32 protein-coding genes and 1 pseudogene are annotated in these 24,565 nt (G+C 51.0%); 28 read left to right on the forward strand and 5 right to left on the reverse strand.

Features of this window, described 5'->3' with window-relative positions:
* The first annotated feature begins 2 nt into the window (after window positions 1-2).
* The 25 genes and pseudogenes from fdhD (at window position 3) to IPI86_RS09440 (ending at window position 20,124) form a co-directional block, all read left to right on the forward strand.
* Window positions 3-776 (forward strand): formate dehydrogenase accessory sulfurtransferase FdhD, encoded by a 774-nt coding sequence (fdhD, locus tag IPI86_RS09320; protein ID WP_345297730.1) that lies wholly within the window; start codon window positions 3-5, stop codon window positions 774-776.
* 12 nt (window positions 777-788) lie between these two features.
* On the forward strand, window positions 789-1,103 hold the full coding sequence (locus tag IPI86_RS09325; RefSeq protein ID WP_345297731.1) for a hypothetical protein: 315 nt from the start codon (window positions 789-791) through the stop codon (window positions 1,101-1,103).
* A gap of 262 nt (window positions 1,104-1,365) precedes the next feature.
* Window positions 1,366-1,722: a DRTGG domain-containing protein gene (locus IPI86_RS09330; RefSeq protein WP_345297732.1), complete on the forward strand. Its 357-nt coding sequence runs from the start codon at window positions 1,366-1,368 to the stop codon at window positions 1,720-1,722.
* Complete coding sequence (locus tag IPI86_RS09335) at window positions 1,712-2,719, forward strand: CBS domain-containing protein (protein WP_345297733.1); 1,008 nt, start codon at window positions 1,712-1,714, stop codon at window positions 2,717-2,719. The genes IPI86_RS09330 and IPI86_RS09335 overlap by 11 nt, the downstream gene beginning before the upstream one ends.
* Before the next feature lie 4 nt (window positions 2,720-2,723).
* Window positions 2,724-3,065 (forward strand): serine kinase, encoded by a 342-nt coding sequence (locus IPI86_RS09340; RefSeq protein ID WP_345297734.1) that lies wholly within the window; start codon window positions 2,724-2,726, stop codon window positions 3,063-3,065.
* Between the two features lie 12 nt (window positions 3,066-3,077).
* Complete coding sequence (locus tag IPI86_RS09345; protein WP_345297735.1) at window positions 3,078-3,830, forward strand: PHP domain-containing protein; 753 nt, start codon at window positions 3,078-3,080, stop codon at window positions 3,828-3,830.
* Window positions 3,831-3,934: 104 nt separating this feature from the next.
* On the forward strand, window positions 3,935-4,447 hold the full coding sequence (locus IPI86_RS09350; RefSeq protein WP_345297736.1) for an NAD(P)H-dependent oxidoreductase subunit E: 513 nt from the start codon (window positions 3,935-3,937) through the stop codon (window positions 4,445-4,447).
* Complete coding sequence (locus IPI86_RS09355) at window positions 4,444-5,016, forward strand: ATP-binding protein (protein ID WP_345297737.1); 573 nt, start codon at window positions 4,444-4,446, stop codon at window positions 5,014-5,016. Before IPI86_RS09350 ends, IPI86_RS09355 begins: the two co-directional genes overlap by 4 nt.
* A gap of 12 nt (window positions 5,017-5,028) precedes the next feature.
* Window positions 5,029-5,397 (forward strand): (2Fe-2S) ferredoxin domain-containing protein, encoded by a 369-nt coding sequence (locus IPI86_RS09360; protein ID WP_345297738.1) that lies wholly within the window; start codon window positions 5,029-5,031, stop codon window positions 5,395-5,397.
* A 61-nt stretch (window positions 5,398-5,458) separates the two neighbouring features.
* Window positions 5,459-7,242: pseudogene (locus IPI86_RS09365) on the forward strand (NADH-quinone oxidoreductase subunit NuoF).
* 57 nt (window positions 7,243-7,299) lie between these two features.
* Window positions 7,300-7,797: an NADH-quinone oxidoreductase subunit NuoE gene (gene nuoE / locus IPI86_RS09370; RefSeq protein ID WP_345297739.1), complete on the forward strand. Its 498-nt coding sequence runs from the start codon at window positions 7,300-7,302 to the stop codon at window positions 7,795-7,797.
* A 6-nt stretch (window positions 7,798-7,803) separates the two neighbouring features.
* On the forward strand, window positions 7,804-8,904 hold the full coding sequence (locus IPI86_RS09375) for a hypothetical protein (RefSeq protein ID WP_345297740.1): 1,101 nt from the start codon (window positions 7,804-7,806) through the stop codon (window positions 8,902-8,904).
* Window positions 8,877-9,446 carry an NADH-ubiquinone oxidoreductase-F iron-sulfur binding region domain-containing protein gene (locus IPI86_RS09380; RefSeq protein ID WP_345297741.1) on the forward strand — a complete coding sequence of 190 codons (570 nt, stop codon included), beginning with the start codon at window positions 8,877-8,879 and terminating at the stop codon, window positions 9,444-9,446. Before IPI86_RS09375 ends, IPI86_RS09380 begins: the two co-directional genes overlap by 28 nt.
* 56 nt (window positions 9,447-9,502) lie before the next feature.
* Window positions 9,503-9,892, forward strand: a complete 390-nt coding sequence (locus tag IPI86_RS09385) for a 2Fe-2S iron-sulfur cluster-binding protein (RefSeq protein ID WP_345297742.1) — start codon at window positions 9,503-9,505, stop codon at window positions 9,890-9,892.
* A gap of 34 nt (window positions 9,893-9,926) precedes the next feature.
* Window positions 9,927-11,507 (forward strand): molybdopterin-dependent oxidoreductase, encoded by a 1,581-nt coding sequence (locus IPI86_RS09390; protein WP_345297885.1) that lies wholly within the window; start codon window positions 9,927-9,929, stop codon window positions 11,505-11,507.
* Window positions 11,504-12,046, forward strand: a complete 543-nt coding sequence (locus IPI86_RS09395; protein WP_345297743.1) for an NADP oxidoreductase — start codon at window positions 11,504-11,506, stop codon at window positions 12,044-12,046. The genes IPI86_RS09390 and IPI86_RS09395 overlap by 4 nt, the downstream gene beginning before the upstream one ends.
* A gap of 74 nt (window positions 12,047-12,120) precedes the next feature.
* Window positions 12,121-13,011 (forward strand): Ni/Fe hydrogenase subunit alpha, encoded by an 891-nt coding sequence (locus tag IPI86_RS09400; RefSeq protein ID WP_345297744.1) that lies wholly within the window; start codon window positions 12,121-12,123, stop codon window positions 13,009-13,011.
* Window positions 12,963-13,547, forward strand: coding sequence for a nickel-dependent hydrogenase large subunit (locus IPI86_RS09405; protein WP_345297745.1), 585 nt, complete (start codon window positions 12,963-12,965; stop codon window positions 13,545-13,547). The genes IPI86_RS09400 and IPI86_RS09405 overlap by 49 nt, the downstream gene beginning before the upstream one ends.
* 82 nt (window positions 13,548-13,629) lie before the next feature.
* Window positions 13,630-14,076 (forward strand): CBS domain-containing protein, encoded by a 447-nt coding sequence (locus tag IPI86_RS09410; RefSeq protein WP_345297746.1) that lies wholly within the window; start codon window positions 13,630-13,632, stop codon window positions 14,074-14,076.
* An 89-nt stretch (window positions 14,077-14,165) separates the two neighbouring features.
* The gene (locus tag IPI86_RS09415; RefSeq protein WP_345297747.1) at window positions 14,166-14,621 is read left to right on the forward strand and encodes a hypothetical protein; all 456 of its coding nucleotides are present in this window, start codon (window positions 14,166-14,168) and stop codon (window positions 14,619-14,621) included.
* Window positions 14,622-14,854: 233 nt separating this feature from the next.
* Window positions 14,855-15,247, forward strand: a complete 393-nt coding sequence (locus tag IPI86_RS09420) for a CBS domain-containing protein (RefSeq protein ID WP_345297886.1) — start codon at window positions 14,855-14,857, stop codon at window positions 15,245-15,247.
* Window positions 15,248-15,355: 108 nt separating this feature from the next.
* Complete coding sequence (locus tag IPI86_RS09425) at window positions 15,356-16,978, forward strand: LysM peptidoglycan-binding domain-containing protein (protein ID WP_345297748.1); 1,623 nt, start codon at window positions 15,356-15,358, stop codon at window positions 16,976-16,978.
* A gap of 41 nt (window positions 16,979-17,019) precedes the next feature.
* Window positions 17,020-17,541, forward strand: coding sequence for a LysM peptidoglycan-binding domain-containing protein (locus tag IPI86_RS09430; protein WP_345297749.1), 522 nt, complete (start codon window positions 17,020-17,022; stop codon window positions 17,539-17,541).
* A gap of 137 nt (window positions 17,542-17,678) precedes the next feature.
* Complete coding sequence (locus IPI86_RS09435) at window positions 17,679-18,647, forward strand: M23 family metallopeptidase (protein ID WP_345297750.1); 969 nt, start codon at window positions 17,679-17,681, stop codon at window positions 18,645-18,647.
* Window positions 18,640-20,124 (forward strand): LysM peptidoglycan-binding domain-containing protein, encoded by a 1,485-nt coding sequence (locus IPI86_RS09440; RefSeq protein ID WP_345297751.1) that lies wholly within the window; start codon window positions 18,640-18,642, stop codon window positions 20,122-20,124. The genes IPI86_RS09435 and IPI86_RS09440 overlap by 8 nt, the downstream gene beginning before the upstream one ends.
* Window positions 20,125-20,192: 68 nt before the next feature.
* Here IPI86_RS09440 and IPI86_RS09445 read toward each other — a convergent pair whose 3' ends face one another.
* Together IPI86_RS09445 and IPI86_RS09450 are read right to left on the reverse strand one after the other, a co-directional pair.
* Complete coding sequence (locus IPI86_RS09445) at window positions 20,193-20,660, reverse strand: OsmC family protein (RefSeq protein ID WP_345297752.1); 468 nt, start codon at window positions 20,658-20,660, stop codon at window positions 20,193-20,195.
* A 7-nt stretch (window positions 20,661-20,667) separates the two neighbouring features.
* Window positions 20,668-21,210 carry a TlpA disulfide reductase family protein gene (locus IPI86_RS09450; RefSeq protein WP_345297753.1) on the reverse strand — a complete coding sequence of 181 codons (543 nt, stop codon included), beginning with the start codon at window positions 21,208-21,210 and terminating at the stop codon, window positions 20,668-20,670.
* Window positions 21,211-21,612: 402 nt separating this feature from the next.
* Here IPI86_RS09450 and IPI86_RS09455 point away from each other — a divergent pair, with 402 nt between their 5' ends.
* The 3 genes from IPI86_RS09455 to IPI86_RS09465 are packed head-to-tail and all read left to right on the forward strand — an operon-like array spanning window position 21,613 to window position 22,330.
* Window positions 21,613-21,894: a cyclic nucleotide-binding domain-containing protein gene (locus tag IPI86_RS09455; RefSeq protein ID WP_345297754.1), complete on the forward strand. Its 282-nt coding sequence runs from the start codon at window positions 21,613-21,615 to the stop codon at window positions 21,892-21,894.
* Window positions 21,891-22,079, forward strand: coding sequence for a hypothetical protein (locus tag IPI86_RS09460; RefSeq protein ID WP_345297755.1), 189 nt, complete (start codon window positions 21,891-21,893; stop codon window positions 22,077-22,079). Before IPI86_RS09455 ends, IPI86_RS09460 begins: the two co-directional genes overlap by 4 nt.
* 44 nt (window positions 22,080-22,123) lie before the next feature.
* The gene (locus IPI86_RS09465; RefSeq protein WP_345297756.1) at window positions 22,124-22,330 is read left to right on the forward strand and encodes a NifU family protein; all 207 of its coding nucleotides are present in this window, start codon (window positions 22,124-22,126) and stop codon (window positions 22,328-22,330) included.
* A 67-nt stretch (window positions 22,331-22,397) separates the two neighbouring features.
* Here IPI86_RS09465 and IPI86_RS09470 read toward each other — a convergent pair whose 3' ends face one another.
* From IPI86_RS09470 to IPI86_RS09480, 3 genes are read right to left on the reverse strand one after another with little or no spacing between them, the layout of a single operon-like run.
* Window positions 22,398-23,165: a hypothetical protein gene (locus IPI86_RS09470; RefSeq protein ID WP_345297757.1), complete on the reverse strand. Its 768-nt coding sequence runs from the start codon at window positions 23,163-23,165 to the stop codon at window positions 22,398-22,400.
* Between the two features lie 11 nt (window positions 23,166-23,176).
* On the reverse strand, window positions 23,177-23,974 hold the full coding sequence (locus IPI86_RS09475) for a hypothetical protein (protein ID WP_345297758.1): 798 nt from the start codon (window positions 23,972-23,974) through the stop codon (window positions 23,177-23,179).
* Between the two features lies 1 nt (window position 23,975).
* A complete protein-coding gene (locus IPI86_RS09480; RefSeq protein ID WP_345297759.1) occupies window positions 23,976-24,512 on the reverse strand; it encodes a hypothetical protein in 537 nt (178 codons plus the stop codon).
* Window positions 24,513-24,565 lie beyond the last annotated feature (53 nt).

The raw sequence follows: 24,565 nt of genomic DNA on the forward strand, positions 1-24,565 counted from the left end.
AGATGAACGCACCCCAAAAATCAATCCATTATGAGCAGTACGAATTCCAAAAATGGAAATCCTTCGACGCGGAAACGATTGTCGAGATGCCCGTTTCTTTAACAGTGAACGGCGAAGTGTGGATCAGCTTTATGTGCACCCCAGTCAATTTGGAGGCACTGGCGGTTGGGTTTCTCTTCAACGAAGGCATCATCCAAAAAATGGATGAAGTCGAGGACGTCCGCGTATGCGAGCATGGCGATAACGTGGATGTATGGCTCAATCACGCGGCAGAACAGCCCACCTCATGGAGGCGAACTTCGGGATGTACAGGCGGCGTAACGGCGGTGGATCTCCTCGCGAAACCAAATGTCTCATTAAGCGGGAACAGGCTCAAGGTTAAGCCTGATGCGATCGGCCAAATGGTGGAAATGCTTTTCGAGTCACAATCCTTGTATCGTGAAACGGGCGGTGTACATACATCCGCATTGACAGATGGTGAAAAGATTCTGGTCTCTGCCGAAGATATCGGCAGGCACAACACGCTGGATAAAATCGCAGGGCTATGCTTGATGAATGATATCTGGCCTGAAATTCGAATTCTGATCACAACAGGGCGTATCAGCTCCGAAATGCTGCAAAAGGCCGCGCAGATCAACGCGCCCATTTTGATCTCACGCACCTCCCCATCTTCGCTTTCCATCGAGATGGCAGAACGATATGGAATTACATTGATCGGATACGCGAGGAAGCATCGCTTCAATGTCTACTCGAACGGCGAAAGAGTTGGATTATAAAAGGAGGATAACATGGCAAAAAAAGATCAAACAAACGGAACGCCAATTGAATTTCAAATTCCATCAGCTGGAGGAAAAGGGCCGCGAATACCCGCCCCCACAAATCAACCCAATTGGATCTATGGATATAAAAGAAATCTCAATGCAAAACCAGTTCTTTCTGATTGGATTGCAATCGGAGTTGTTACAACAGCTGCAATTGCACTCGGCACCTTGTTAATCGTAAGTTCAATGTATAGATCGCCTTTATGGATTGCCGTTATTATCATGGGGGCAATATCACTTTTCTCAATCTATTTCGCGTTCAGCAGAAATCATTACCCATAAGTCAGAAACCGAGAATAATAGCGGTCAAAGAACCCGCAAGAAAAAACTCCCGAAAACGCGCAAAGACTACAAATGATGTCAAAGCCGCCTGAACAGCGGCTTTTTTCTGTTATACTTGATTGTGAAATTTGTCACAACAAATAGGATAATCATCTCTGCGAATTATGAACAATGAAACTTTCCAAAAGAGATAAGCTAGAGAATAATTACGCTGTAGATTATCCGCCACTTAACCGTTATCAAGAAAGGCATAACCTTAACCATGAACTTGAATGAAGTGATCGAACTGGTAGATGGCATCACCCTGACAACCGATGCGAATTTGAATATCAATATACAGGGCGGCTACGGCGCAGACCTGATGAGCGATGTCCTTGCGGCAAGCCAGCCAAACGCTGTTCTATTGACCGGACTCACCAACCCACAAGTGGTACGTACCGCCCAGATGGCTGATTTTCGCGCGATCATTTTTGTACGCGGCAAACAGCCTCAACCTGAAACCCTCGAACTTGCCAATGAGGAAAATATGCCGCTGATCACCAGCCCGCTTGGAATGTTCGAATTATGCGGACGGCTCCACAAAGCCGGGCTGCCGAGTTTTGAATCAAATGTCTCCTAACAGAATCCGCACCGAGCAGGAGATCCACGGGCGCCGCGGACGCCCCATCACCGATCAGGATGCCCACGAGATCAACCGCGTGGAGGAATTGTCCTATGACCTGAAGATCCACGAGGTGATGTCAAAGAATTTGCATACGGCCAGCCCCGACATCTCATTATCCGACGTGTTGAAAATATTGCGCGTCAACCGCATTTCAGGGGTTCCCGTTGTTGAGGATGAAAAACTTGTCGGCGTGATCAGCATCGAAGATATCGTGCGCGCCCTGCAAAACAACGACCTGACGGAAACCGTCGGCCAGTATATGACGCGCGAGCTTGTGACCGTGTCAAACTTTGAATCCATCGTCAAAGCCATGCAAACCTTTGCCGAAAAACACGTGGGCCGCCTCCCCGTAGTAAATGAAGAAAAAAAACTAGTCGGGATGATCACCAAAGGCGATATCACCCGCGGTATTCTCGTGGCGCTCCAAAAGGATTACAAAGAAGAAGAAGTTCGCCGTTACAGGGCCAGTCATCTTTTCGAAGACATCATCTCCGACCGCACCACACTGGTATTACGCTACAACATCAAAGCCCAGAACTTCACACTTGGCGGCACAGCCTCCAGCAACATAAAACGCGCCTTGCTGCGCCTCGGCGCTGATGCGCAAATCGCACGGCGCTGCGGCATCGCTGTGTATGAAGCGGAAATGAATCTCATCATCCACACCACGCGCGGCGGCATTCTGAAATTGGAAGTGGAACCGCATCGCATCACCATGTCCACTACCGATGATGGGCCCGGCATTCCCGATGTCCACCAAGTGCTTCAACCCGGATACTCCACCGCCACCGATCAGGTCCGCGAAATGGGGTTTGGCGCAGGCATGGGGCTGGTCAACATCAAGCGCTGTGTCGACAGCATGGAACTCGAATCAACAGTCGGCAAAGGCACAAAGCTCATCATGCGGATCCACGTGCCCGCCGAAAATTTCAACGGACGCAAGGAAGGATAACTCAATGAACCTTCAACAAATCATCGAACGCCTCGAACTTGACCTGCTAACTGATTCGCGCGATTTTACTTTGATCCACCCCGAGGGAGGCTACACATCAGACCTGCTTTCCTGTGTGATGGCTGGTGCAAAAAGTAAATACCTCTGGGTCACATTGCAGGCACATTTGAACATCGTCGCAGTGGCTTCGCTTTTGGATGTTGCCGCCGTCATCATCACCGAGAATGCCAAACCAGATGCCGCAACCATCGCAAAAGCCAACGAACAAGGCATGATCCTGTTGTCAACATCCATGCCCAGCTTTGAAGTTGACGGCAAACTCTGGGAAATGGGCATCCGCAGCTAAACACTGGCAGGAATGAAAACCTTTCGCGCCGACCTGCACGTCCATACAGTGCTTTCACCCTGCGCTGAAGTGGAAATGATTCCGCCTTTGATCGTGCAGGAGGCACTCGAACACAACATCGACATCATCGCCATCACAGACCACAATGCCAGCGCAAACGTCGCCGCTGTACAAAAAGCGGCGCACGGCACTTCACTAACTGTATTGGGGGGAATGGAAGTGCAATCGCGCGAAGATGTACATCTCCTTTGTCTTTTTGATAATCCCGAAACACTTGCAGTCTGGCAATCCGCTGTGGATGCTGCCCTGCCCCACACACAAAACAACGCCGAATTTTTTGGCGAGCAATTCGTCGTCGATGAAAGCGGCGAGTTCATTCGAAACGAACCCCGCATGCTACTTACGTCTACTCATTTCTCGATCGATGAAATCTTCGAACGAGTCAACGCGTTAGGCGGACTCGTCATCCCAGCCCATGTGGACAGAACCAGCTACGGTCTTTTCCCAACCCTGGGCCTGCTCTCCGACAAATGGCAGATTCTCGCCTTGGAAATTTCCCGCCACATTACCCCCGAAAGAGCAGCCATCACCTTCCCATCCATAAAAGATATTCCCCTCATCCAAAACGGCGATGTGCACAGATTGGATGAATTTCTGGGCAAAACAATTTTTACAATTGCCGAGCCATCGCTGGCCGAGATTCGAATGGCATTACGAAATGAAAACCAGCGAATGGTCAATATCGAATCGTCACAAATTGACTGACAACCTACACCAGTCAGCATATGACATTGGTCATTGACGCTACCAGACAGTATGATAAACTATGTTTGTGAAAATTATCACAATATTTATCAAAGGTAAATTAAATGACGCAATTACTTAAAGAAATTCCAGCCACAGACCCGCTCAGCATTGCAGAACAAAAACTGATCATAGATGCCGCGATCACAGAAAACAAGGATCGCCCCGGCGCGGTAATGCTGGTACTTAATGAAGTTCAAGGCAAGATCGGACACGTCTCCCCTCCCATGCAGGTGTACATTGCACACAAATTGAATGTGCCGCTTGGTCAGGTACACGGTGTTGTAACCTTCTATTCATTCTTCAAAACAAAGCCGCGCGGCAAACACACGATCAAGTTTTGTCTTGGCACAGCCTGTTATGTTGCTGGTGTGCCACAGTTGATCGAGAAAGCCAAGCAAATGTTAAACGTGGAAATGGGCGAAACCACTCCCGATGGGCAGATCACATTGGAAGAATGCCGCTGCGTGGGAGCATGCAGTCAGGCTCCCGTAGTGGTTGTAGATGAAGAAGTTCAGGGACGGTTGAAGCCAAACAAGTTCCCGCAAGTGTTGAAGAAGGTGCAAAAGCCGTCATGAGAGAAATCGCCCTGCATCTCATGGATATTGCCGAGAACAGTGTCGCTGCCGAGGCACAGAATATTTGCATCGAAGTCCACGAAGATTTGCAAAGCGACCTGCTCACTGCCAGCATCACCGATGACGGGCACGGCATGGATGCAGAAACAGCAAAACGGGTACTAGACCCGTTCTACACCACACGCACGACCCGCAAGGTGGGGTTGGGAATCCCGCTCTTGAAGCTGGCCGCAGAAATGTGTGAGGGCGGCTTGAGCCTGATAACAGAATCAGGCAAAGGCGCAAAGATCGAAGCGCGCTTTCGCCATAGTCACATTGACCGAATGCCGCTTGGAGACATCGCATCCACTTATCTGGCACTGCTGGTTTCCCATCCCCAGATCCACTGGGTGTTCATTTATCAAACGACCGATAAATATGGAAATGTGGACAACTTTGAGTTTGACGACACCGAATTAAAAAATGAATTGGGCGATATGCCAATCACCGAACCTGAAATATTAAAGTTTGTACGCGGGCTGATCGAAGAAGGCATTCAAGCCACCGCAATGCAAACAACTGGTTATTAAAAGGAGAAAACCATGCCTGCGATTAAATCACTGGAAGAATTAAAACGCGTCCGCGAAGAGGCACTGCAGAAGAAAAAGATGAAAGCCACCCCAGGCAACATTCAGGTAATCGTTGCAATGGGTACCTGCGGTATTGCCGCTGGTGCGCGCGACACGATGAAAAGTGTGTTGAATTTTATTGAAACCAATGCCGTGAGCGGCGTGACAGTAACGCAAACTGGATGCATCGGCAAGTGTGAGCAGGAACCGATCGTACAGGTTGTGATCGGCGACCAGCCCAAAGTGACCTATGGAAAAGTGAATGCAGAAGTTGCAGGACAGATCATGAAGCAGCACGTACAAAACGGGATGCCAGTTAAGGATTACGTTTTACCGATCTAACAATTACGAAATTGGGGTAACGGCTAAAGTCGTTACTACATAACAAGTTTTGGAGTTTAGTATGGCGTTTTATCGTTCTCATGTTTTAGTATGCGTCGACCCGGAGTGCCTTGCAAAGGGCGCTCACGAGATCGTTGATGCATTGCAGGATGAATTTGTTGCACAAGGGTTAATCGACGAAATTCAAGTATTAGAGACTTCCCGCATCGGTGGCTGTAGCGACGGCCCGGAGATGATGGTATACCCCGAAGGCGTTCATTATCACGGGATGACTGCGGACGATATTCCGTTTTTAGTGGAAGAGCATTTCCTAAAAGGCCGCATTGTGGAGCGCTTCCGCGAAGTGGTCAAACCTGTTGTTGACGAGGAACTTGGTCCGCTGCGCCCGAAGGAAGTTCGCATTGTGTTACGCAACTGCGGCGAGATCGACCCAAATAACATCGAAGATTATCTTGCAACCGATGGCTATCAGGCGCTTGGCAAGGCCTTGTTCGAGATGACACCTGATACAGTCATTGATGAGGTTATCAACTCAGGCTTGCGCGGACGCGGCGGCGCGGGTTTCCCCGCTGGTAAAAAGTGGATGATTACCCGCCAGGTGGATGACAGTCCAAAATATATGGTCTGCAATGCGGACGAAGGTGACCCCGGCGCATTCATGAATCGCCGCGTGCTCGAAGGCGATCCGCATTCGGTGATCGAAGGCATGATCATCGGTGCGTATGCAGTCGGCGCAAGTTACGGATATATCTATTGCCGCGCTGAATATCCTGTTGCAGTTGAAACGCTCAACATTGCCATCAAACAAGCGCGTGAATTTGGTTTTCTTGGCAACAACATCCTCGGCACCGATTTCAATTTTGACCTTGAAGTGCGCGTCGGCGCGGGAGCATTCGTCTGCGGAGAAGAAACAGCGTTGATGGCTTCGATCATGGGTAAACGCGGTGAACCAAGTCCTCGTCCGCCATTCCCATCGGTCAAAGGCGTGTGGGGTAAACCGACCAATAACAATAATGTTGAAACTTATTCCAATGTGCCGCAGATCATTTTGAAAGGCGCACCCTGGTATGCCAGCATGGGGACAGAACGATCCAAAGGCACGAAGACCTTTGCAATCGGCGGCAATGTTGTCAAGCCTGGTCTCATCGAAGTGCCGATGGGCATCACCTTGCGTGAGATCATTTTTTAAGTGGCTGGTGGAATTAAAGACGGCAAAAATACAAAGCTGTGCAAACGGGCGGCCCCATGGGTGGATGCCTCACCGAGGAACACCTTGACTTGCCCCTCGATTACGAAGCGCTGACACAAGCAGGCTCGATGATGGGCTCTGGCGGTCTCGTGGTGATGGACGAGAACTCCTGCATGGTCGATATCGCCCGCTTCTTCATGGACTTTACACAGGCGGAGTCCTGCGGAAAGTGCACTCCCTGCCGTGTTGGCACACGCCGCATCCTTGAGTTGCTGCAAAAGATCTGCGATGGCAAAGGTCAAGACGGCGATATCGAAAAGTTAGAAAACCTATGCTATGAAGTCGCAAGAAACAGTTTGTGCGGACTTGGTCAGGGCGCACCCAACCCTGTACTCAGCACGCTCAAACATTTCCGCCACGAATATGAAGCGCATATCTATGAAAAGCGCTGCCCTGCAAAAGTCTGCCGCCCATTGATCCGCTACGAAATTCAGGCGCCGACTTGTACAGGCTGTATGGTCTGTGCGAGGAATTGCCCCGTGGAAGCGATCAGCGGCGAGCGGCGTCAGGCGCATCACATCGACGCCGAAACCTGTATCCGCTGCGGGATCTGTATGCAAGTCTGTAATTTCAACGCCATTGCCGTGGAATCGTAGCCAAGATCACGCATGGTATGCAACGAACATTCGAAAAATATGGTTATCGGAGACCGAATGACTGTCCCAACAATTGATCAGAATGTCGCCTCAGTAGTGCAAGCTGCAATCGAAAAACACGGCAGGGACCGTGACGCAATGATCCCGGTCCTCAGTGAGATCAACCGTGTGTTTGGATATGTACCCAGAGAAGCAATTCGGGAAGTGCGCAAACAACTTCACGACCCTGCCAGGCAGGTACATATCGCGGAAAGCCAGCTATACACATTGACAAGTTTTTATGACATGCTCTCCACCAAGCCAAGAGGGCGGCACGTCATAAAATTTTGTGAGAATGCGCCCTGCCATGTGGTGGGAGGAAAAGCCATCTGGGACGGCCTGAGAGAAAAGCTTGGCCTGGAAAACGGTGAAACCACTCCAGACAATAAATGGACCTTGGTCACCACTTCCTGCCTGGGTTTGTGCAGTGTGGGACCCGTTGTGCTGATCGACGATGACATGTACGGCAATGTCACTCCTGAACAGATCTCCGAAATCCTGGAACGCTACGAGTAGGAGCCCATGATGATTAAAAAACGTGCAATGATATTGGTCTCCAACGATCCTGAGAGCATCCGCCTGGGCGCGAATGAGATCGTTCAACACTTGAACGAATCGCTCGCCACCTATGGCTTGCAAGACGAAGTGGATGTCTCCACAGTTTCAGACATAAACCACTCGAACATCCTTCCGTTGGTTGTTGTATATCCCGAAGCGGTGGTCTACGGACCCGTCAAAGCTTCGGACGTACGCTATTTGGTGGAAGAACACTTATACAAGGGACGTGTTGTCGACGATCTGCTCGCGCCCCCCAAAATGTTAACCGGGCAAATCGGTTGGCTGCGCGGGCACAAAGGCTACAACCCTGCCGAACAGCGCATTGTATTGGAACGCGCTGGCCGCATTGACCCTGACAATATCGAAGAATACATCACGTCAAACGGTTACGATGCTCTCGGAAAAGTATTGAGCGAAATGACGCCTGAAAGCGTCATCGACGTTGTTGAAAAATCAGGTCTACAGGGACGCGGCGGTGCGGGCTTCCCCACTGGGCGCAAATGGAAGTTCGTCCGCGCTGCTCAGGGTAGTAAAAAGTATATCGTCTGCAACGCAGATGAGAGCGAGCCCGGAACGTTCAAAGATCGCATCGTGCTCGAAGGTGACCCGCATGTCATTATCGAATCAATGGCGATTGCCGCGTATGCCATCGGCGCGGATGAAGGCTACATATACATCCGCGGTGAATATGGCCTCGCGTATCGCCGCCTTGAAAAAGCCATTCTTCAAGCCAGAGAATTTGGCTTCCTTGGGAACAATATCTTTGGAACAGAATTCAACTTTGATATTCATATTCATGCTGGTGCGGGTGCATATGTCTGTGGCGAAGAGACAGCCTTGCTTGAATCTCTGGAAGGCAAGCGTGGAGAACCACGTTCGAGACCACCCTACCCCGTTACCAAAGGCTTATGGAACAAGCCGACATCAGTCAACAACGTTGAGACTCTGCAAACATTCCTGCCATCATCAGGAATGGCGCAGAGTGGTATCGCTCCATTGGCACACCCTCCAGCCCTGGCACAAAAGTGTATACGATCATGGGCAATGTCAACTTCAGCGGTGTGATTGAAGTGCCGATGGGTGTTACCCTGCGTGAGGTCATCAACATCTACGCAAAAGGAATGAAGCCAGGCAGCACACTTAAACTCGCTCAAACAGGCGGAAGCAGCGGCTCGATCATTCCTGCTGTGCTGCAAGACACTCCCATGGATTTTGAGTCCTTCCGCAAAGCAGGTGTTTCGCTTGGATCGGGCGCATTGTTGATCTGCGATCAGAACACCTGCATCGTGGACCTCGTCAAAGTGCTTTTGCAATTCTTCCGTTTTGAATCCTGCGGGAAATGCACACCCTGCCGTGTCGGTACACAGCGCACCTATGAGATCGTGGAACGCATTTCAAAGGGACAAGGCAAACTTGAGGAATTGGACACCCTGTTGGATCTGGCTAATGAAATGGAACGTGCCTCCAATTGCGGACTCGGCCAAACCGCCACCGTCCCAATCCGCGATATGCTCAAACACTTCCGCACGGAAGTGGAAGCACATATTCGCTCTGGAAGCTGCCCGACAGGCGTCTGTGAGATGGCGCAAGAAGTTGAGAAAGTCTAAACAGTGGATTTATAAGTCTAACCAGTTGAAATTAAAACTTCAACACAGAGGTATCTATGGTGAAAATAACGATTAACGAAAAACAGATCGAAGTTCCTGAAGGGACAACCGTATTACGTGCAGCAGAGACGGCAGGAATTTATATCCCGCGGCTGTGTGACCACAAGGAACTCACTCCGTATGGCGGCTGCCGTCTGTGCATTGTAGAAGTGGAAGGCGCACGCGTGCCAATGGCATCCTGCACACTTCCGGTAAATAATGGGATGGTGGTTCGCACCGAGACTGAATCGATCAAAAAGTCCCGCGAATTTATCCTCTCCATGCTCTTTAGCGAACGCAATCACTTCTGCCCCTTCTGCCAGGTCAGCGGTGGCGATTGTGAATTGCAAAACGCCGCCTACCATGAAGAAATGACGCACTGGCCCATCCAGCCCGGGCTGGAGTGATTTCAAAGTAGATACCACGCATCCTTATTTCATTCTGGATAACAATCGTTGCATCCTATGCCGACGCTGTGTACGCGCCTGCGGTGAAATGGTAGGCAACTTTACCCTTTCCGTCGCAGAACGCGGCGCCGCCAGCATCATCGTTGCAGATACTGACGTTCCGCTCGGCGAAAGCACTTGTATCAAATGCGGAACCTGTGTGCAGGTCTGCCCAACAGGTGCATTGATCGACCGCGTGAGTGCCTATCAGGGACACGACGAAAGTCTCGAAGAGATCAAGTCGGTTTGCGCGGGTTGTTCTGTTGGCTGCTCCATCAAGATCATGGTGCGCAACAACCGCATCGTCCGCATCGAAGGCGATTGGGAAGGCGCGGTCAATCACGGGCTGCTCTGCGAACACGGTCGCTACGATCCTGTCACCGAATCACGCAAGCGCATTACCGCTCCGCAAATGCGCAAGAACGGCAAACTTGAAATCGTTTCTTGGGATGAAGCGATGAGCGCAGTCGCGAGTCAATTAATGGAAAATAAAAATGAAATCGCGGCGATTGCATCCACAAGATTATCCGTTGAAACCCTGACCGCATTCAAGGAATTATTTGCTGAAAAATTCCAAAGCAAGCATGTCACCAGCGTTGAAGAAGGCGTACCCACTGAAGTTGTCACCCGCTTTGCGCAAACCCATGAAGGCTTCGAAGGGAAACTCGATGTCCTGCGAAATGCCGATACGGTCATGTGCATCGGAGCAAATATTCATCACAGCCACATGGTCGCTGGATTTATGTTCAAACGCAATCTCTCAAAAGGTACGCGCTTGATCACCATCGATCCCGAATCCAGCGAATTGGATTACATGGCAAACATCTCGCTCAAGACTCAGCCTGGCTCAGACCTCGCACTCATTCGAGGATTGCAGGCTGTGATCGTTCAGGAAGGATTGGGACGCACGCCTCTTTCTCTACCCGACGCAGGCCAGCTCATCGAAAAAGCTGTCAGCGCCACAGGTGTTTCTCTTGAAGAACTCAAGCAAACAGCGGAGTTATTGGCGCGTTCCATATCGCCAGTGATCCTGTTCGGCAAAGGTATCACCGCCCAACGAGATGAAAGTCTCATTGAGGAATTACATCGCCTGGCCGTTCTGGTTGGCGCAGTGGACAGTGAACGCCATGGCTTGCTCTCCATCAAGGGCGAATCGAACAGCCTGGCCGCCACCCTGCTTGGCATGGATACTACCTTCGAACTAAATGGACAAAAAGTTGTGTACGCCGCTGTAGGAGATGATTATGTATCAAGATCACTCACAGAGCGGGCATCCAAGGCTTCCTATCTGGTCGTACAGGCTTCCTATGAATCCAAACTGACCGAGCAGGCCCACGTTATCCTGCCCGTTACGATCTGGGCCGAACAGGAAGGTCATCACATCAACCTGGACGGACGTATACAAACAACTCACAAAGCCATCACCGCGCCTGAACATGTCCGCGAGAACATCACCGTTTTGAACGAGATCGCGCTGCGCACGAACATGACACTAAAATCCGACTGGCAAAAAAGCCATTCTGGCGCGCAAATCAAGCGTGACATTGAATTAAAAGGCAAAGAGAGTATCTTATGAACAAACCTAAAATTGCTTCCGATTGGATGTGCGGCTGTGCAGGCTGCCATATGTCCCTGCTTGATATGGATGAACGCATCTTGCAGGTGATCGAACTTGCCGACCTGCGTTCCACCCCCATCACCGATTTGAAAGAACCCGATGAAAGCGGCGTGGATGTTGGCGTGCTCGAAGGCGGCATCAACAACAGCGCCAACGAAGAAGTTGCCCACAAAATGCGCAAGCGTGCCAAGATCCTTGTGGCATTGGGTGATTGCGCTGTCTTTGGCGGCGTGCCCGCCATGCGCAACTTCTGCGGTGTGGAAGCCGCACTCCGTCAGGCTTATATGGACGCAGACAGCAACGAACCCGGCAGTCAGATTCCCAACGACCCGGAACTGGCAACGATGACCAAGACGCGCGCCATCCACGAGGTTGTACCGGTCGATTTTAACGTTCCCGGATGCCCGCCCGACGCAGATGTAATCTTTTATGTCCTTGCCGAACTGGCACAGGGACGAAAGCCCGAGTTGAAAGACGATCTGCTACACTGGCATTAGAAAACAGCAAACCAAATGCGGAACACTTTTATTTTTCAGCCCACATCCCGCATTGAACATTTCCGGAGGTCACAATGACTGCACGAAAGATCACGATCGAACCCGTTACCCGTATTGAAGGTCACGCAAAAGTTACGATCCATATGAAGGAAGACAACACCGTTGACCGTGCCTACATGCACGTCAACGAATTTCGCGGGTTCGAAAAATTCTGCGAAGGGCGCCTGTATTTCGAAATGCCCCAGATCACTGCGCGCATCTGCGGAATCTGCCCGGTAAGCCACCATCTTGCCGCCGCCAAGGCTGGCGATGCACTCAGCGGCCAAACCCCACCCCGCCCTGCCAACCTGCTGCGCGAACTGATGCATATGGGGCAGGTCATCCAAAGCCACGGTATGCACTTCTTTGAACTTGCAGGCCCCGACCTGCTACTCGGTTTCGACGCCAACCCTGAAACGCGTAACATCATCGGTCTGATCAATGCCAACCCGGATTTAACTGTCAAGGCTGTGCAACTGCGCAAGTTCGGGCAGGAGATCATTAAAACCCTGGGTGGTCGGCGCATTCATCCCGTCTTCGCAATACCTGGCGGCGTAAATAAAGCCCTCACCCTTCAGGAACGCGATGATATCCTGAAGAATTCAGATGCAGCGATTGCCACCCTGCGCATTGGTCTGCAGATCATCAAAGACTGGGCGCAGAAAAACATGGAAGACATCAACAAGTTCGCCGTCTTCCCCACCGGTTATTTCGGCCTGACCACGCCCGATAACGGACTTGAGCTTTACGACGGCGATATCCGCCTGATCGGCCGCGACGGTGCGCAATTGGAACGCTTCCCCGTAGCAAATTATCTGGATCACATTCAGGAACATGTCGAACCCTGGTCATATTTGAAATTTCCCTTCTACAAAAAATGGGATATCCTGACGGAGTCTATCGCGTCGGTCCGCTCGGACGCTTGAATCTGGCCGAGAAAATTGATACGCCGCTGGCAAATGATGAACTCAAGATCTTCAAGAGCCTCAACAAAGGCAAGCCAGTGGAAAATACTTTGTACTATCACTATGCGCGCCTCATCGAATGCCTGTTCGCCGTCGAACGCGTCAGCGTACTGTGCGCCGATCCTGATATCCTCAGCACCGACATCCTCAACACCCGCAAAGATTTCAAGGGTCATGGCGTGGGTGTGATCGAAGCCCCGCGCGGCACACTCATCCACGATTACACTGCAGACGAAGGCGGAAAATTGCTTAAGGTAAACTTGATCGTCTCCACGGGCCACAACAATTGGGCCATGAGCAACGCAGTCGAGTCTGTGGCAAAAACCTACGTGATAGGACCCAATGTCCAGGAAGGCATGCTAAATCGAGTCGAAGCAGCCATCCGCGCGTACGATCCGTGCCTGTCCTGCTCCACTCATGCTGTTGGGCAAATGCCCATCCAGCTGGATATCGTCGCTCCAGATGGGTCACTGGTCAAGACATTGACACGAGACTAGAATCTTACAACAAGCATAAACTGAGATAACTTTAGGAATACAGTCGTTCATCGTTTTCCATTCAAACCAAAGGAGATCAACCATGACGACAGTTCGAAAACTAGTAGACGAGAAGGCCGAAACAAAAATCCATACCATCCAAGCCGACGCAACAGTTCTGGATGCTCTGCAGATCATGGCTGAGGCAGATACAGGCGCCGTGCTGGTGACGGAAAATGACAAGATCATCGGCATCTTCACCGAACGCGATTATGCCCGCGAGGGTGAAGTCAAGGGCATCTATGCAAAGGACACGATCGTCCGCGATGTCATGACCAGCCAAATGGTCATGATCAGACCCGAGACCACCCTGCAGGAATGCGCCGAGTTGATGCGTCAATATCGCGTGCGCCATCTGCCTGTGCTTGAAAATGAACGCGTGATCGGTATTGTTTCCATCCGCGGACTCGCCGAAGCCCTGCTTCAACAGAAGCAAGGCACAATCGTTGAACTGGAGAAATACATTCTGGGCACCGGTTACGGCGAGTAACCCGACTTTTTATAAAAATGGAACTATTACGAACAGCGCCATTGGCGCCTGTTCCTTTATTAATTTCTTTTATTCAACAAGGCATACACTTGAAAAAATTATTGATCCTTGGCTACGGAAACCCAGACCGCGAAGACGACGGAGTCGCCTGGCATATCCAGCATGCGCTAATCAAAAAAATGGGACTGCCAGCCCCCGCCTCTTATGAAGATGAATTCCCACAGGCAGCGCAAATCAATTTTGCTTTTTACCTGCAGCTAACCCCGGAAATGGCCGAGGAAATTGCCGACTACGAATATGTCTGTTTTTTGGATGCGCATACCGGCAACATCCCCGAAGAGGTGCGGTTGATCGATGTAAAAAGTGATTTTCAACGCTCACCATTTACCCATCATCTCACACCACAATCACTGATCTCCATTTGCGAAACGCTTTACGGGAGAAAACCGAGGCCGCCCTGCTCTCGGTGCGCGGCTACCAATTCCTCTTTTCGCGGCAATTATCCGATGAGACCCGTGCGCTCGTCCCAGAGGCCGTTGAATTGATATGGGAATGGCTCGGCGCAAAGGGCATCCCTGGGTAGGGAAAATCAAACCACCCGAATACAACAAAAGACGAGTAGGAGAGAAACTGCTCGTCTTTTGTTTATTACCAGATACCGTTTTAGTTTTTTTGCTATACTGTAACAACAGTTACCATTCCAAACCAAAAAAGGAGTTGTAGAAATGACCACTGTACGCAAATTGCTGGAATCGAAGGAATCTGCAAAAATTACTCCATTGCATCCACCGACACCGTCCTGCAAGCCATCAAATTAATGGCTGGGGCTCATATTGGTGCTTTGCTGGTAACCGAGGGCGGGAAAATCGTTGGCATTTATACCGAACGTGATTACCTTTACAAAGGGGAAAATGAAGGCCGCAACGCCAAAGATACCCAGATCAAGGAAGTCATGGTCTCCAATATGATCACGGTCACCAAGGACACCAGCGTGGAGCAGTGCATGGCTTTGATGAAACAATACAACATCCGCCACCTGCCCGTTGTTGAACATGACCAGTTGGTCGGTCTGGTCTCGATGCGTGATGTGATGTTTGCGGCCTTGGAAAACAAGGAAAGCGAGATCCGCGGATTGGAAAATTACATCATGGGCTCAGGGTTCCAGTCATAAAAGGAAGCAAATTAAAAATGACCCTAAAGAGACGCACTCTCCAAAGCTTGCGTCTCTTTTTCATTGCCCCTTTCCCCGCTTTTCAGCTCCGCTGGTAAAATCGCCCTCATGTCAGCTCAAAAAAAGATGTCTCATCTCTTTCTTTCACGAATATTCATTACTTTTTTACTAACCGCCATGCTTGCTTCATGCGCGCCATCCACGGCTATGCCGGTGGGATATCCAACCTATGATCCATTTCTCCCCATCTCGGAGGGGACTTTCGTTGCATCGCCCAACATCCCCACAGTAACGATCACCAGTACACCGCCCCCTCCGACCGCAACACGCGAACCCACCCCGACACGCATGCCGCTGACCATCATATTGCCAACTTCAGCGCCCACAGACCAGCCACTCACCTCACCCACGCCCGATGTGGAACGCGTACTACCAACCCCGAGACAGGATGAAGCCCAATATGTAGTCCAATTCGGTGACACACTTGGCGGAATCGCATTCATGTACGGCATCAGCGTGGAAGCGTTAATGGAATCCAACAACATCACAGATGCAAATCTATTGGATGTCGGCATGACGTTAAATGTACCCGCTCCCAACCCCGGTGAGGGCGGAACGGCATTCAAAGTAATTCCCGATTCTGAAATGGTATATAGCCCCGGCAGTGTATATTTCAATATTCAGGAATTCATCAACAGCCAGAACGGATATCTGGAAATCTACGAACAGGATGTGAATGGATTCATATTATCGGGCTATGAAATCGTCTGGATCGTAGCTCGCAACTATTCAGTGAATCCACGCCTGCTTCTTGCGCTGCTTGAATATCAAAGTGGATGGGTCACCAATCCCGAACCATTCAACACAGCCTACCCAATGGGGCTTGCTGACGATGCGCATTATGGCCTGTATCGGCAACTGACATGGGCTGCAAACACCTTGAATCAGGGTTATTACCTGTGGAGGGCAAATGCGGTTTCAACCTGGGTTTTAAATGATGGAACAGTTGTCCCAGTCGACCCGACCATCAATGCCGGCACGGCTGCCTTGCAATATTTCTTTGCCCAACTCGATGACCGCGCCGTCTGGGAACAGGACGTCAGCGGCACGGGCTTGCTTCTTTCTTATTATGTTTTCTTTGGCAATCCGTTCGACTATGCCATTGAGCCGCTTGTATCGCCCTTCCTATCACAGCCGACCATGTATCTGCCATTCAACGAAGGCGAAAGCTGGTATTTCACAGGCGGCCCACACGGCGGCTGGGATTACGGCTCAGCATGGGCCGCGCTCGATTTCGCCCCACCCGGAGATAACGGCGGCTGCGGGACGAGTCCGCTTTGGGTTACGGCAGTTGCCGACGGCCTCGTGCTGCGTGCATCCAACGGCGCCTTGATTCAGGACCTCGATAATGACGGTTACGAACAAACAGGCTGGGTCATCCTTTACATGCACATCGCTGAGGAAGACCGAGCAGAGCCTGGTGAATACCTGTTCGCTGGTGAACCCATAGGCCATGCCTCCTGCGAAGGCGGCGTATCAAACGCCACTCACGTACACCTCGCCAGAAAATACAACGGCGAGTGGATCGCAGCGGATGGACCGTTGCCTTTCAATCTCGATGGCTGGATATCAAGCGGAGGCGGCCGGGAGTACGATGGATACCTCACACGCGGAAATATCACCATCGAAGCCCTCGACAGCGCCAACGAGCTTAATCTGATCTATCGATAATTCATCTGGACTTAATCCAGGCGGATATAATCAACATACTTATGTATCGTCCACTCGCCATTCTCATCATATTGTCGCTCATATTGTCGGCCTGTATATCGTCTTCCCCCTCCATTTGGGGAGTCCCACAGACGCCCACACCCAACACTTTGGATCAGTTTTCGCTTCCCATCGACCCGTTTGCTGTTCAAGACAACCCGATCATTTTCCCCACCTCGACCATTCCACCTTCGATCGCAACGGAAAATGCATACACTCCGACCCTGACCATCACACCAAACAGTTCAACCCCGGTCATCGAACCGACGTATACCCTTGCCTATGACGCCGCTCCTTTTCTCTACTACGCTCAAAGCGGTGACATGCTCTCCGCTGTGGCAAGCAGATTCGGCGTGGACGAATCCGAGATCACATCGGATGCAGACCTGACCAAAACCACACTGATCGACCCCGGTACCCTGCTGGTCATCCCCAATCGGATCACAGAGGCGATGACACCCAACATTCAGATTATGCCGATGCCGAGATCATCTTCTCGTACACAGCAGTTGACTTTGACGTAAAAGAATATGTCCAGCAATCTGACGGGTACCTGAGCGATTTCAAAGACTATCTCGGCTCGACAGGTTGGATCGATGGAGATGCAGCTATCGAACGCCTTGCAATCGAAAACTCCATCAACCCACGTTTGATTCTCGCCATGCTTGAATTTGAAAGCCGCTGGGTACGCGGCCAGCCCGTGGACGAACTTCACAGAGATTATCCAATGGGCTTCAACGACTATCACTACAAAGGCATGTCGGTGCAGTTAGTGTGGGCCATCAACAACCTCGCCATCGCGTATTACAGCTGGCGCGCAGGCACACTCACTCACCTGGAATTCCCCGATGGCTCGACAATTCGCCTTGACCCGCGCCTGAACGCAGGCACGGTTGCGATCCAATATTTTTTCTCGCGCAATCACAGCCGCTCGCAATGGGAGCAGATCATCGATCCCAATTCAGGCTTTCCCGCCATGTATCTGGAAATGTTCGGCGACCCATGGGCGCGCGCCGACGTGGTCAATCCCATTTTCCCATCCGCGTTAAATCAGCCGACGTTGGTGCTGCCCTTTGAACCCGATGTGGAATGGAGCATGACGGGCGGTCCGCACAATGCCTGGGGGCAGATCAACCCAAAGGTGTACGGACCAAAAAACAGTGTGTTTGCCGCGATCGATTTCGCTCCAGCCACCGATCACGGCGGATGCGATCCCACTCCAACCTGGGTCACGGCCGCGGCGCCGGGTCTCGTTGTACGTTCGAACAATGGCGCGGTGATGGTTGACCTGGATGGCGACGGCTACGAGCAAACAGGCTGGAACATTCTTTACATGCACATCGGCTCAAGAGACCGCGTGCCCGTGGGAACCTGGCTGGAGGTCAATGACAAGATCGGGCATGCCTCTTGTGAAGGCGGCGTTTCAACAGGGACACATTTACACTTTGCGAGAAAATACAACGGCGAATGGGTAACCGCAGATGGTCCCATCCCGTTCATCATGAGCGGCTGGCGCGTGGTCGCCGGTGAAAAGGCATACGAAGGTAAACTTGTCCGCGGGGATGAAGTTGTGATCGCCGATCCCGTCGGGCAAAAATGGTCGAACATCTTCCGAAAAGAGAATGAATAATTTCCCAAAAATAAAACAAAGACTGCTTCACGCGCTTTTGGTTACAACATTGTTTCTCTCAGCCTGTGATCTTGAAGCCTCGGCTGAAAAACCAGTCAGCACTCCTACTTCCAATATCGCCCCGTATAGTTTCGCGGCAACCCCGCTCCCCACGCGCCCAACTTACAAGCCCGGGGAACTGGTGGATTACAACGCACAAAACGGCGATACAATCCCCGCGCTTGCAGCACGTTTCAACACCACCGTAGAGGAGATCTTTCAGGCCAATCCACAGATCCCCCGTGAGGCAACCACCATGCCGCCGGGGATGCCGATGAAGATCCCCATTTATTTTCTGGCGCTATGGTCCAGTCCATTTCAGATCATTCCAGATCATGCCTTCGTAAATGGACCCACGGTAACAGGCTTCAACACATCCGCATTTGTGGCCACGCAGCCTGGCTGGCTGAAGGATTATCGTGTTTATGCCGGTGGAGAGTGGCGCAGCGGCGCAGAAATGGTGGATTATGTCTCCATCAATTACAGCATCAATCCGCGTCTTCTGCTCGCGATCCTTGAATATCAGGGCGGTGCGCTCACTGCGGCTGAGCCTCCTGTAAAAAAGAATCTGCTCGGCTTCACACGCCGCTATTGGGAAAACCCATATCTGCAACTGGTGATCGCCGCCAACACATTGAACAACGGTTATTACGGCTGGCGCACCGGTGACCTGATCGAATTCGAAGATACAAACGAGATCATCATCCGACCCGACCCGTGGCAGAATGCCGCTTCCGTCTCAATCCAATATTATTATTCAAGATTATTCGATGGAGAAAAGTACGCGGTCGCCGTTGGACCTCAGGGCCTGTTCCTGACATTCGAGAAATATTTCGGCAACCCGTGGCAGGACTCGATGATCATCATCCCAGGCAGCTTGCAGCAGCCGCAGCTCCAACTTCCATTCCCAAGCGACCAGACGTGGTATTACACGGGAGGTCCGCATACAGGCTGGGGAACTGGCGAGCCGTTGGCTGGCGTGGATTTTGCACCACCCTCCGACAAATCAGGCTGTTTTATCGCAGACGATAAAAACTTTTCCACGGCCATGGCCGACGGACTTGTTGTACGCTCCAGCATTGAGGGCGTAGTTCTTGACCTTGATAAAGATGGAAATGAACGCACAGGCTGGGTTATTTTCTATTTGCATCTTTCATCCAAAGAGCGCGCACCCCTTGGCGCCGAGCTAAAAACAGGAGACAAGGTCGGCTATCCATCCTGTGAAGGCGGACGTGCCACAGGTTCGCATGTTCACATTGCCCGCAAATACAACGGTGAATGGATCATGGCAGATGGTGTTCTTCCTTTTGTTATGAATGGCTGGGTCACTCACAACGGCGCCCGCGAATATCTGGGCACACTCACCAAGGGTCCGTCCATCGTCACCGCCTGTGAGTGTGGGGATGCCTTTACGGCGATCAGCGGCAGTTTCCCATAACAAAACGGAGATTCAATTTAAATTGAATCTCCGTTTTTCTTTATTTATCTTCGTTTTTCACAAATTCATCAAACCGATTCATGTTTTGCGAAGTATTCGCCTTCGTTGATAACTTCCCCGCTGTCATTCAATATCTTATATGTCATCCGAATGGGGAATGCCTTGGAAAGCATGGCCTGCGCGGGGCAATACTTTTCGGCAGAAAGCTCGATAGCGCGCAACAAGGCAGCCTCATCAACATCACTGCCTGTCACGAGATATTCGATTATTGCCTCCGTGAACACCTTGGGATGTTCATCCGCCCGCTCGGCATGAAGCTGAACTTTGAAATCAGAAACAGGCTGTTTCTTCTTCTGTAAAATGGAGATGACATCCATGGCGGTGCAACCCGCCAGCCCAAGCGCGATGAATTCCATTGGGCGGGCACCGCTATCATCGCCGCCGACGGAAGCGTCCGTATCCAGTTTCTGCACAAACCCCGAACCACCCACCCCTTCAAATAACATTCTGCCCTTCCAATTTAGTATCACATCCATTTTCTGTTTACTCCTTAATCAGATCAGGTACATATTTTTCAAGGTTTCGTTTTGAGATTCCGCCGATCCACATCAGGCGGACCCTCCCCTCACGGTCGATCACATAAGAACTGGGAAGATTCATCGTTTTAAATTCACGCTGAGCCAGATAATCGATATCCAGCCAGACGGGGAAGGTCAATCCAAATTCATTTATGAACGGCTCAACAACTTCGCGAGTCTCTTCCTGGTCAATGGCAAGCAGGACAAATCCATCATCCTTATATTTCTCATAGAAGGTTTGCAGGGTGGGCATTTCCTCCCTACATGGCGGGCACCAGGTTGCCCAAAGGTTGACCAATACCACGCTCCCCAAATAATCATCGAGAGAGACATCCTTTCCCGAAAGATCGACGAGATCAAGATCAGGAGCGGCATAATCCACTTTGACGGGGACTGCCCTTAGCAGCATGAAGAACATGATCCCCACTGCGATCAATCCGACACCGATCATTAAACCAGCCATGAATCGTGCTGTAGGAGGCTGGGAAGGTTGAAGAGATTCTGTCATTGTTCACATCCAATAATATTTGCCCGCACGGGACAAACGGAAATTTATCAGGTACACCCGCCGCCTTCACCATTAACAAAACCACATGCGGGGCACTCCAATTGCAGCAGTCCGTTATAGTCGAGTTTACCTATATTACATTTTGGGCAGATCAAACCTTTTCGAAGTGGTTCAACAAGATCAAGCGTAGCAGGCTTATCGATTCCAAGCAACAGCCTTTCGAGTGAGGAGAGTTTGCTTATTTCAGTCATCTTATCTTTGAAGAGGTCAAACCTTGGAAAATTACTTATTTCACAAAGTATAACCGAGGAAAAATGTCACATTCTGAAAGAGGAAAAATGTCATCAAGTTTATGATATTTGATACTGGATAGTTGTAGAGACATTGGTTACCATGCTATAAATGCTTGATATCTTGCCAAACATCCCACTTTTTGAAAACCTTGACCCAGCACAAATAGCCCTGCTCAAACCACTTTTTGAGCAATTTATCCGCCCTGCGAATACAACGATCTTCGAGCAGGGCGAACCGGCAAGTTATTTGTATTTGCTCATCAAAGGTGAAGTTATCATTCGCTTCAAACCTTACGATACCCCGCCTATCACATTGACCCGCCTGCGGGCGGGGATGTCTTTGGCTGGTCGGCCGTGCTCGGAAGCACACACTACACATCAAGCCTTGTGAGCGAAACCGAGATCGAGACCATACGCATTCGCGGCAGCCATTTACTGGCACTGGTACGAGACCATCCCGAAACTGGAAAGATCATTATGGATCGCCTTGCAAATGTAGTATCATCACGTTGGAAGAACGCGCGCACTCAGGTTCAGGCCCTTTTGAATTCAACCAATCAAGATAAACGGGAGTAAAGCCATGGTCGCACCAGAAATCAAGACTCAGGAAGCTCAACTGCGTGGTTTTGCTTGAAAAACTCAGCGCCTATGTGGAGCAGTTCCACGGCGGCACGGTAGAGTTTGGATCGTTTGACGGCAAGACCCTTCGAGTCCATCTCGGCGGAGCCTGCCTGAACTGTCCGTTGCTCCCCTCCACCCTGCACGGCTGGGTGGCAGGAACGGTCCATCAATTTTTTCCTGGCATAGAAGTCGTTGAAGAAAAATAGAATCAGTCACAGACACGAAAATGCCTCCGCGACCGCGGAGGCATTTTTATTTTTCGAGAAAAAATTTCTACGAACTTCGGCTGGAGAAATAACGGAAGAGCATGAAACCGCCCGCTATGATCATAACCACTGCCCAAAGATAATTTGCCACTTCCAACAGTGAGACGATACCGAGCAAGCCCATGATGCCGAGACCAAGTGCAGGCCAGTAAGCCCAGCGCATGCCTGCCAAAACCGCCACAAGCAGGAATGTGATCGCAAGCCCAAAAAAGAAAATGCCAGCGGTTTGGAATTCACCAAAACGTTCCGCGGCAATGGTGACCACTGCGAGCGTAGCCAATACCCCGGCGGGGATCAATGCCCACCAACGCCCGTCACGATCTGTGAGGAAGACGATGAGGAAGGCAATGCCAATACCGCCAAGGAAGATCGCCCCGCCCAGGTCTTCATATCTTTCGGCGGCAACGATCATCACCGCCAGGGCAGAGAGCACACAGGCTGGAATGATCGCCCACCATCGATCCGCGCGATCCGTGAAGTACACATACCAAAATGACAAGCCAATGCTGCCGAGGAAAAGTGCCCCGCCAAAATCATCAAGAGATTCAGGCAGAAGTATCAGAGCGCCAAGGCCCACAAGGGTGAAACCGGGAAAAGCCGCCCACCAATGTCCGCCAAAAAGAAGGGTGAGAAAGACTAGGCCAATCGCAAGGAACGTGCCGCCCCAAAAAAGGCCTGTTGCATTCTCAAGATAACCCATGGTCTGTGCCAGCGCCAAACCGCCGCCCACCAACAGCAGAAAACCAAAAACGATATTTGGATCAAACCTTTTCATTTCATACCTCGCTATTTGATCTTTATCGAAGCCGCGCCTGCATCCACGGTCAGGTCAACGGAATTGGCGGCGGTGTCAAAGTCTTGCGATTGATAATAACCGCCATTGCGCGGAAAGCGCATCTCGTCCACTTTCAAATCAACAGCGCCAACGGAAGTGCGGATTCGAGCGGAGAGTCCTTCGGGGATGATCACTTCAAGGGAAGCCGCACCAAGATCGAGGTCGGCGCGGAAGCGGCCGCGCGATGGCAGAGTCAGCTTTGTTTCGCTGGCACCCGTTTCCAGTTTCAAGTCAGTGATATTCATGTCGCGCAAATCCAGCGTGGCTTTGTTCGCACCGAGATTCATGGTCAGCGCAGTGGGGATGTCTGCATTCAGAGCGACGTCCCAATCGAGGCGATTTTGAGGGCCAAAGAAGGGGAAGTCGACAAAATCTTTTGCGGGTCTCATGCGGACCTCGAGACTGTCACCGTTTCGAGAGGCTTTTTGATCCAACCCGCCAGAGAACGTGCCATGCATGATCTCATTCGAAGCCGCGCCGCTGTGGATCTTCAACTCACCCGCGCCGTGATTGATTCGCACGCTGGCAGATGAAGCGCCTTGAAGATCGATCGAGGCGTTTTCATCCTCGATCTTGCCGCGCATAAATACACCAAACAAGATCCAGCCGCCCGCCAATAATAGACCAATTGGCCAGAAGAGACTGGAAATCGAGGAGCCGTTCGGGAGCCTTACGCCCATGGCATCGACAAGTAATAGCAGCCCCCACAACAAGAGGACCGAACCCCAGAATAATTGACTGCGGCGCATGTTATTCCTCCTCGCTTCGGTTTCGGAAGGAACGATATAGGCCGCGTCCCAACACATACACGCCGAGCAGGATCAGCAGGATCGGAGCGCCGTAATTGCCAAGCACATTCCAGCCGCCGAGGAATGCCGAAAACACGAGGAAGAGCACTGCACTTACGACCATCAAATTCAAGCCGCGCCGCAGGTTGTAGGCGGTATTCTCACCGAGCAAACCCTGCAACACCGTGCCGACCCCCACAAAGCCCGGAATGAGCGCCCACATGTAAGACCATGAACCAGAGTCTCTGGTCATTTCCTGATAATAGAAAATGCCGCCGATCCCCGCCACAATCGCCGCAGGGACAGACAAACCAGGCTGACCCAAAACCAAACCGACGATGAAAATCGCGCCGCCGATCAACAGCATGTTGGTGGGCCATTCGGTATATTTATCGAAAAAACTGTGAAATGCTGGCATTGTTCTATCCAGCAGGAACCAGGCGCCCAGCAGAATCAGGAGGACACCCAGTGCGAGTTGTGTACGACCTTGTTTGTTCATAATTAAGTTCTCCTTGAAATGCGGATTTCGAATTTAGTTTATTACTGTTCGAA

It is taken from the genome of Candidatus Villigracilis affinis (genome assembly GCF_016705895.1).
Taxonomy (GTDB): Bacteria; Chloroflexota; Anaerolineae; order Anaerolineales; family Villigracilaceae; genus Villigracilis; species Villigracilis affinis.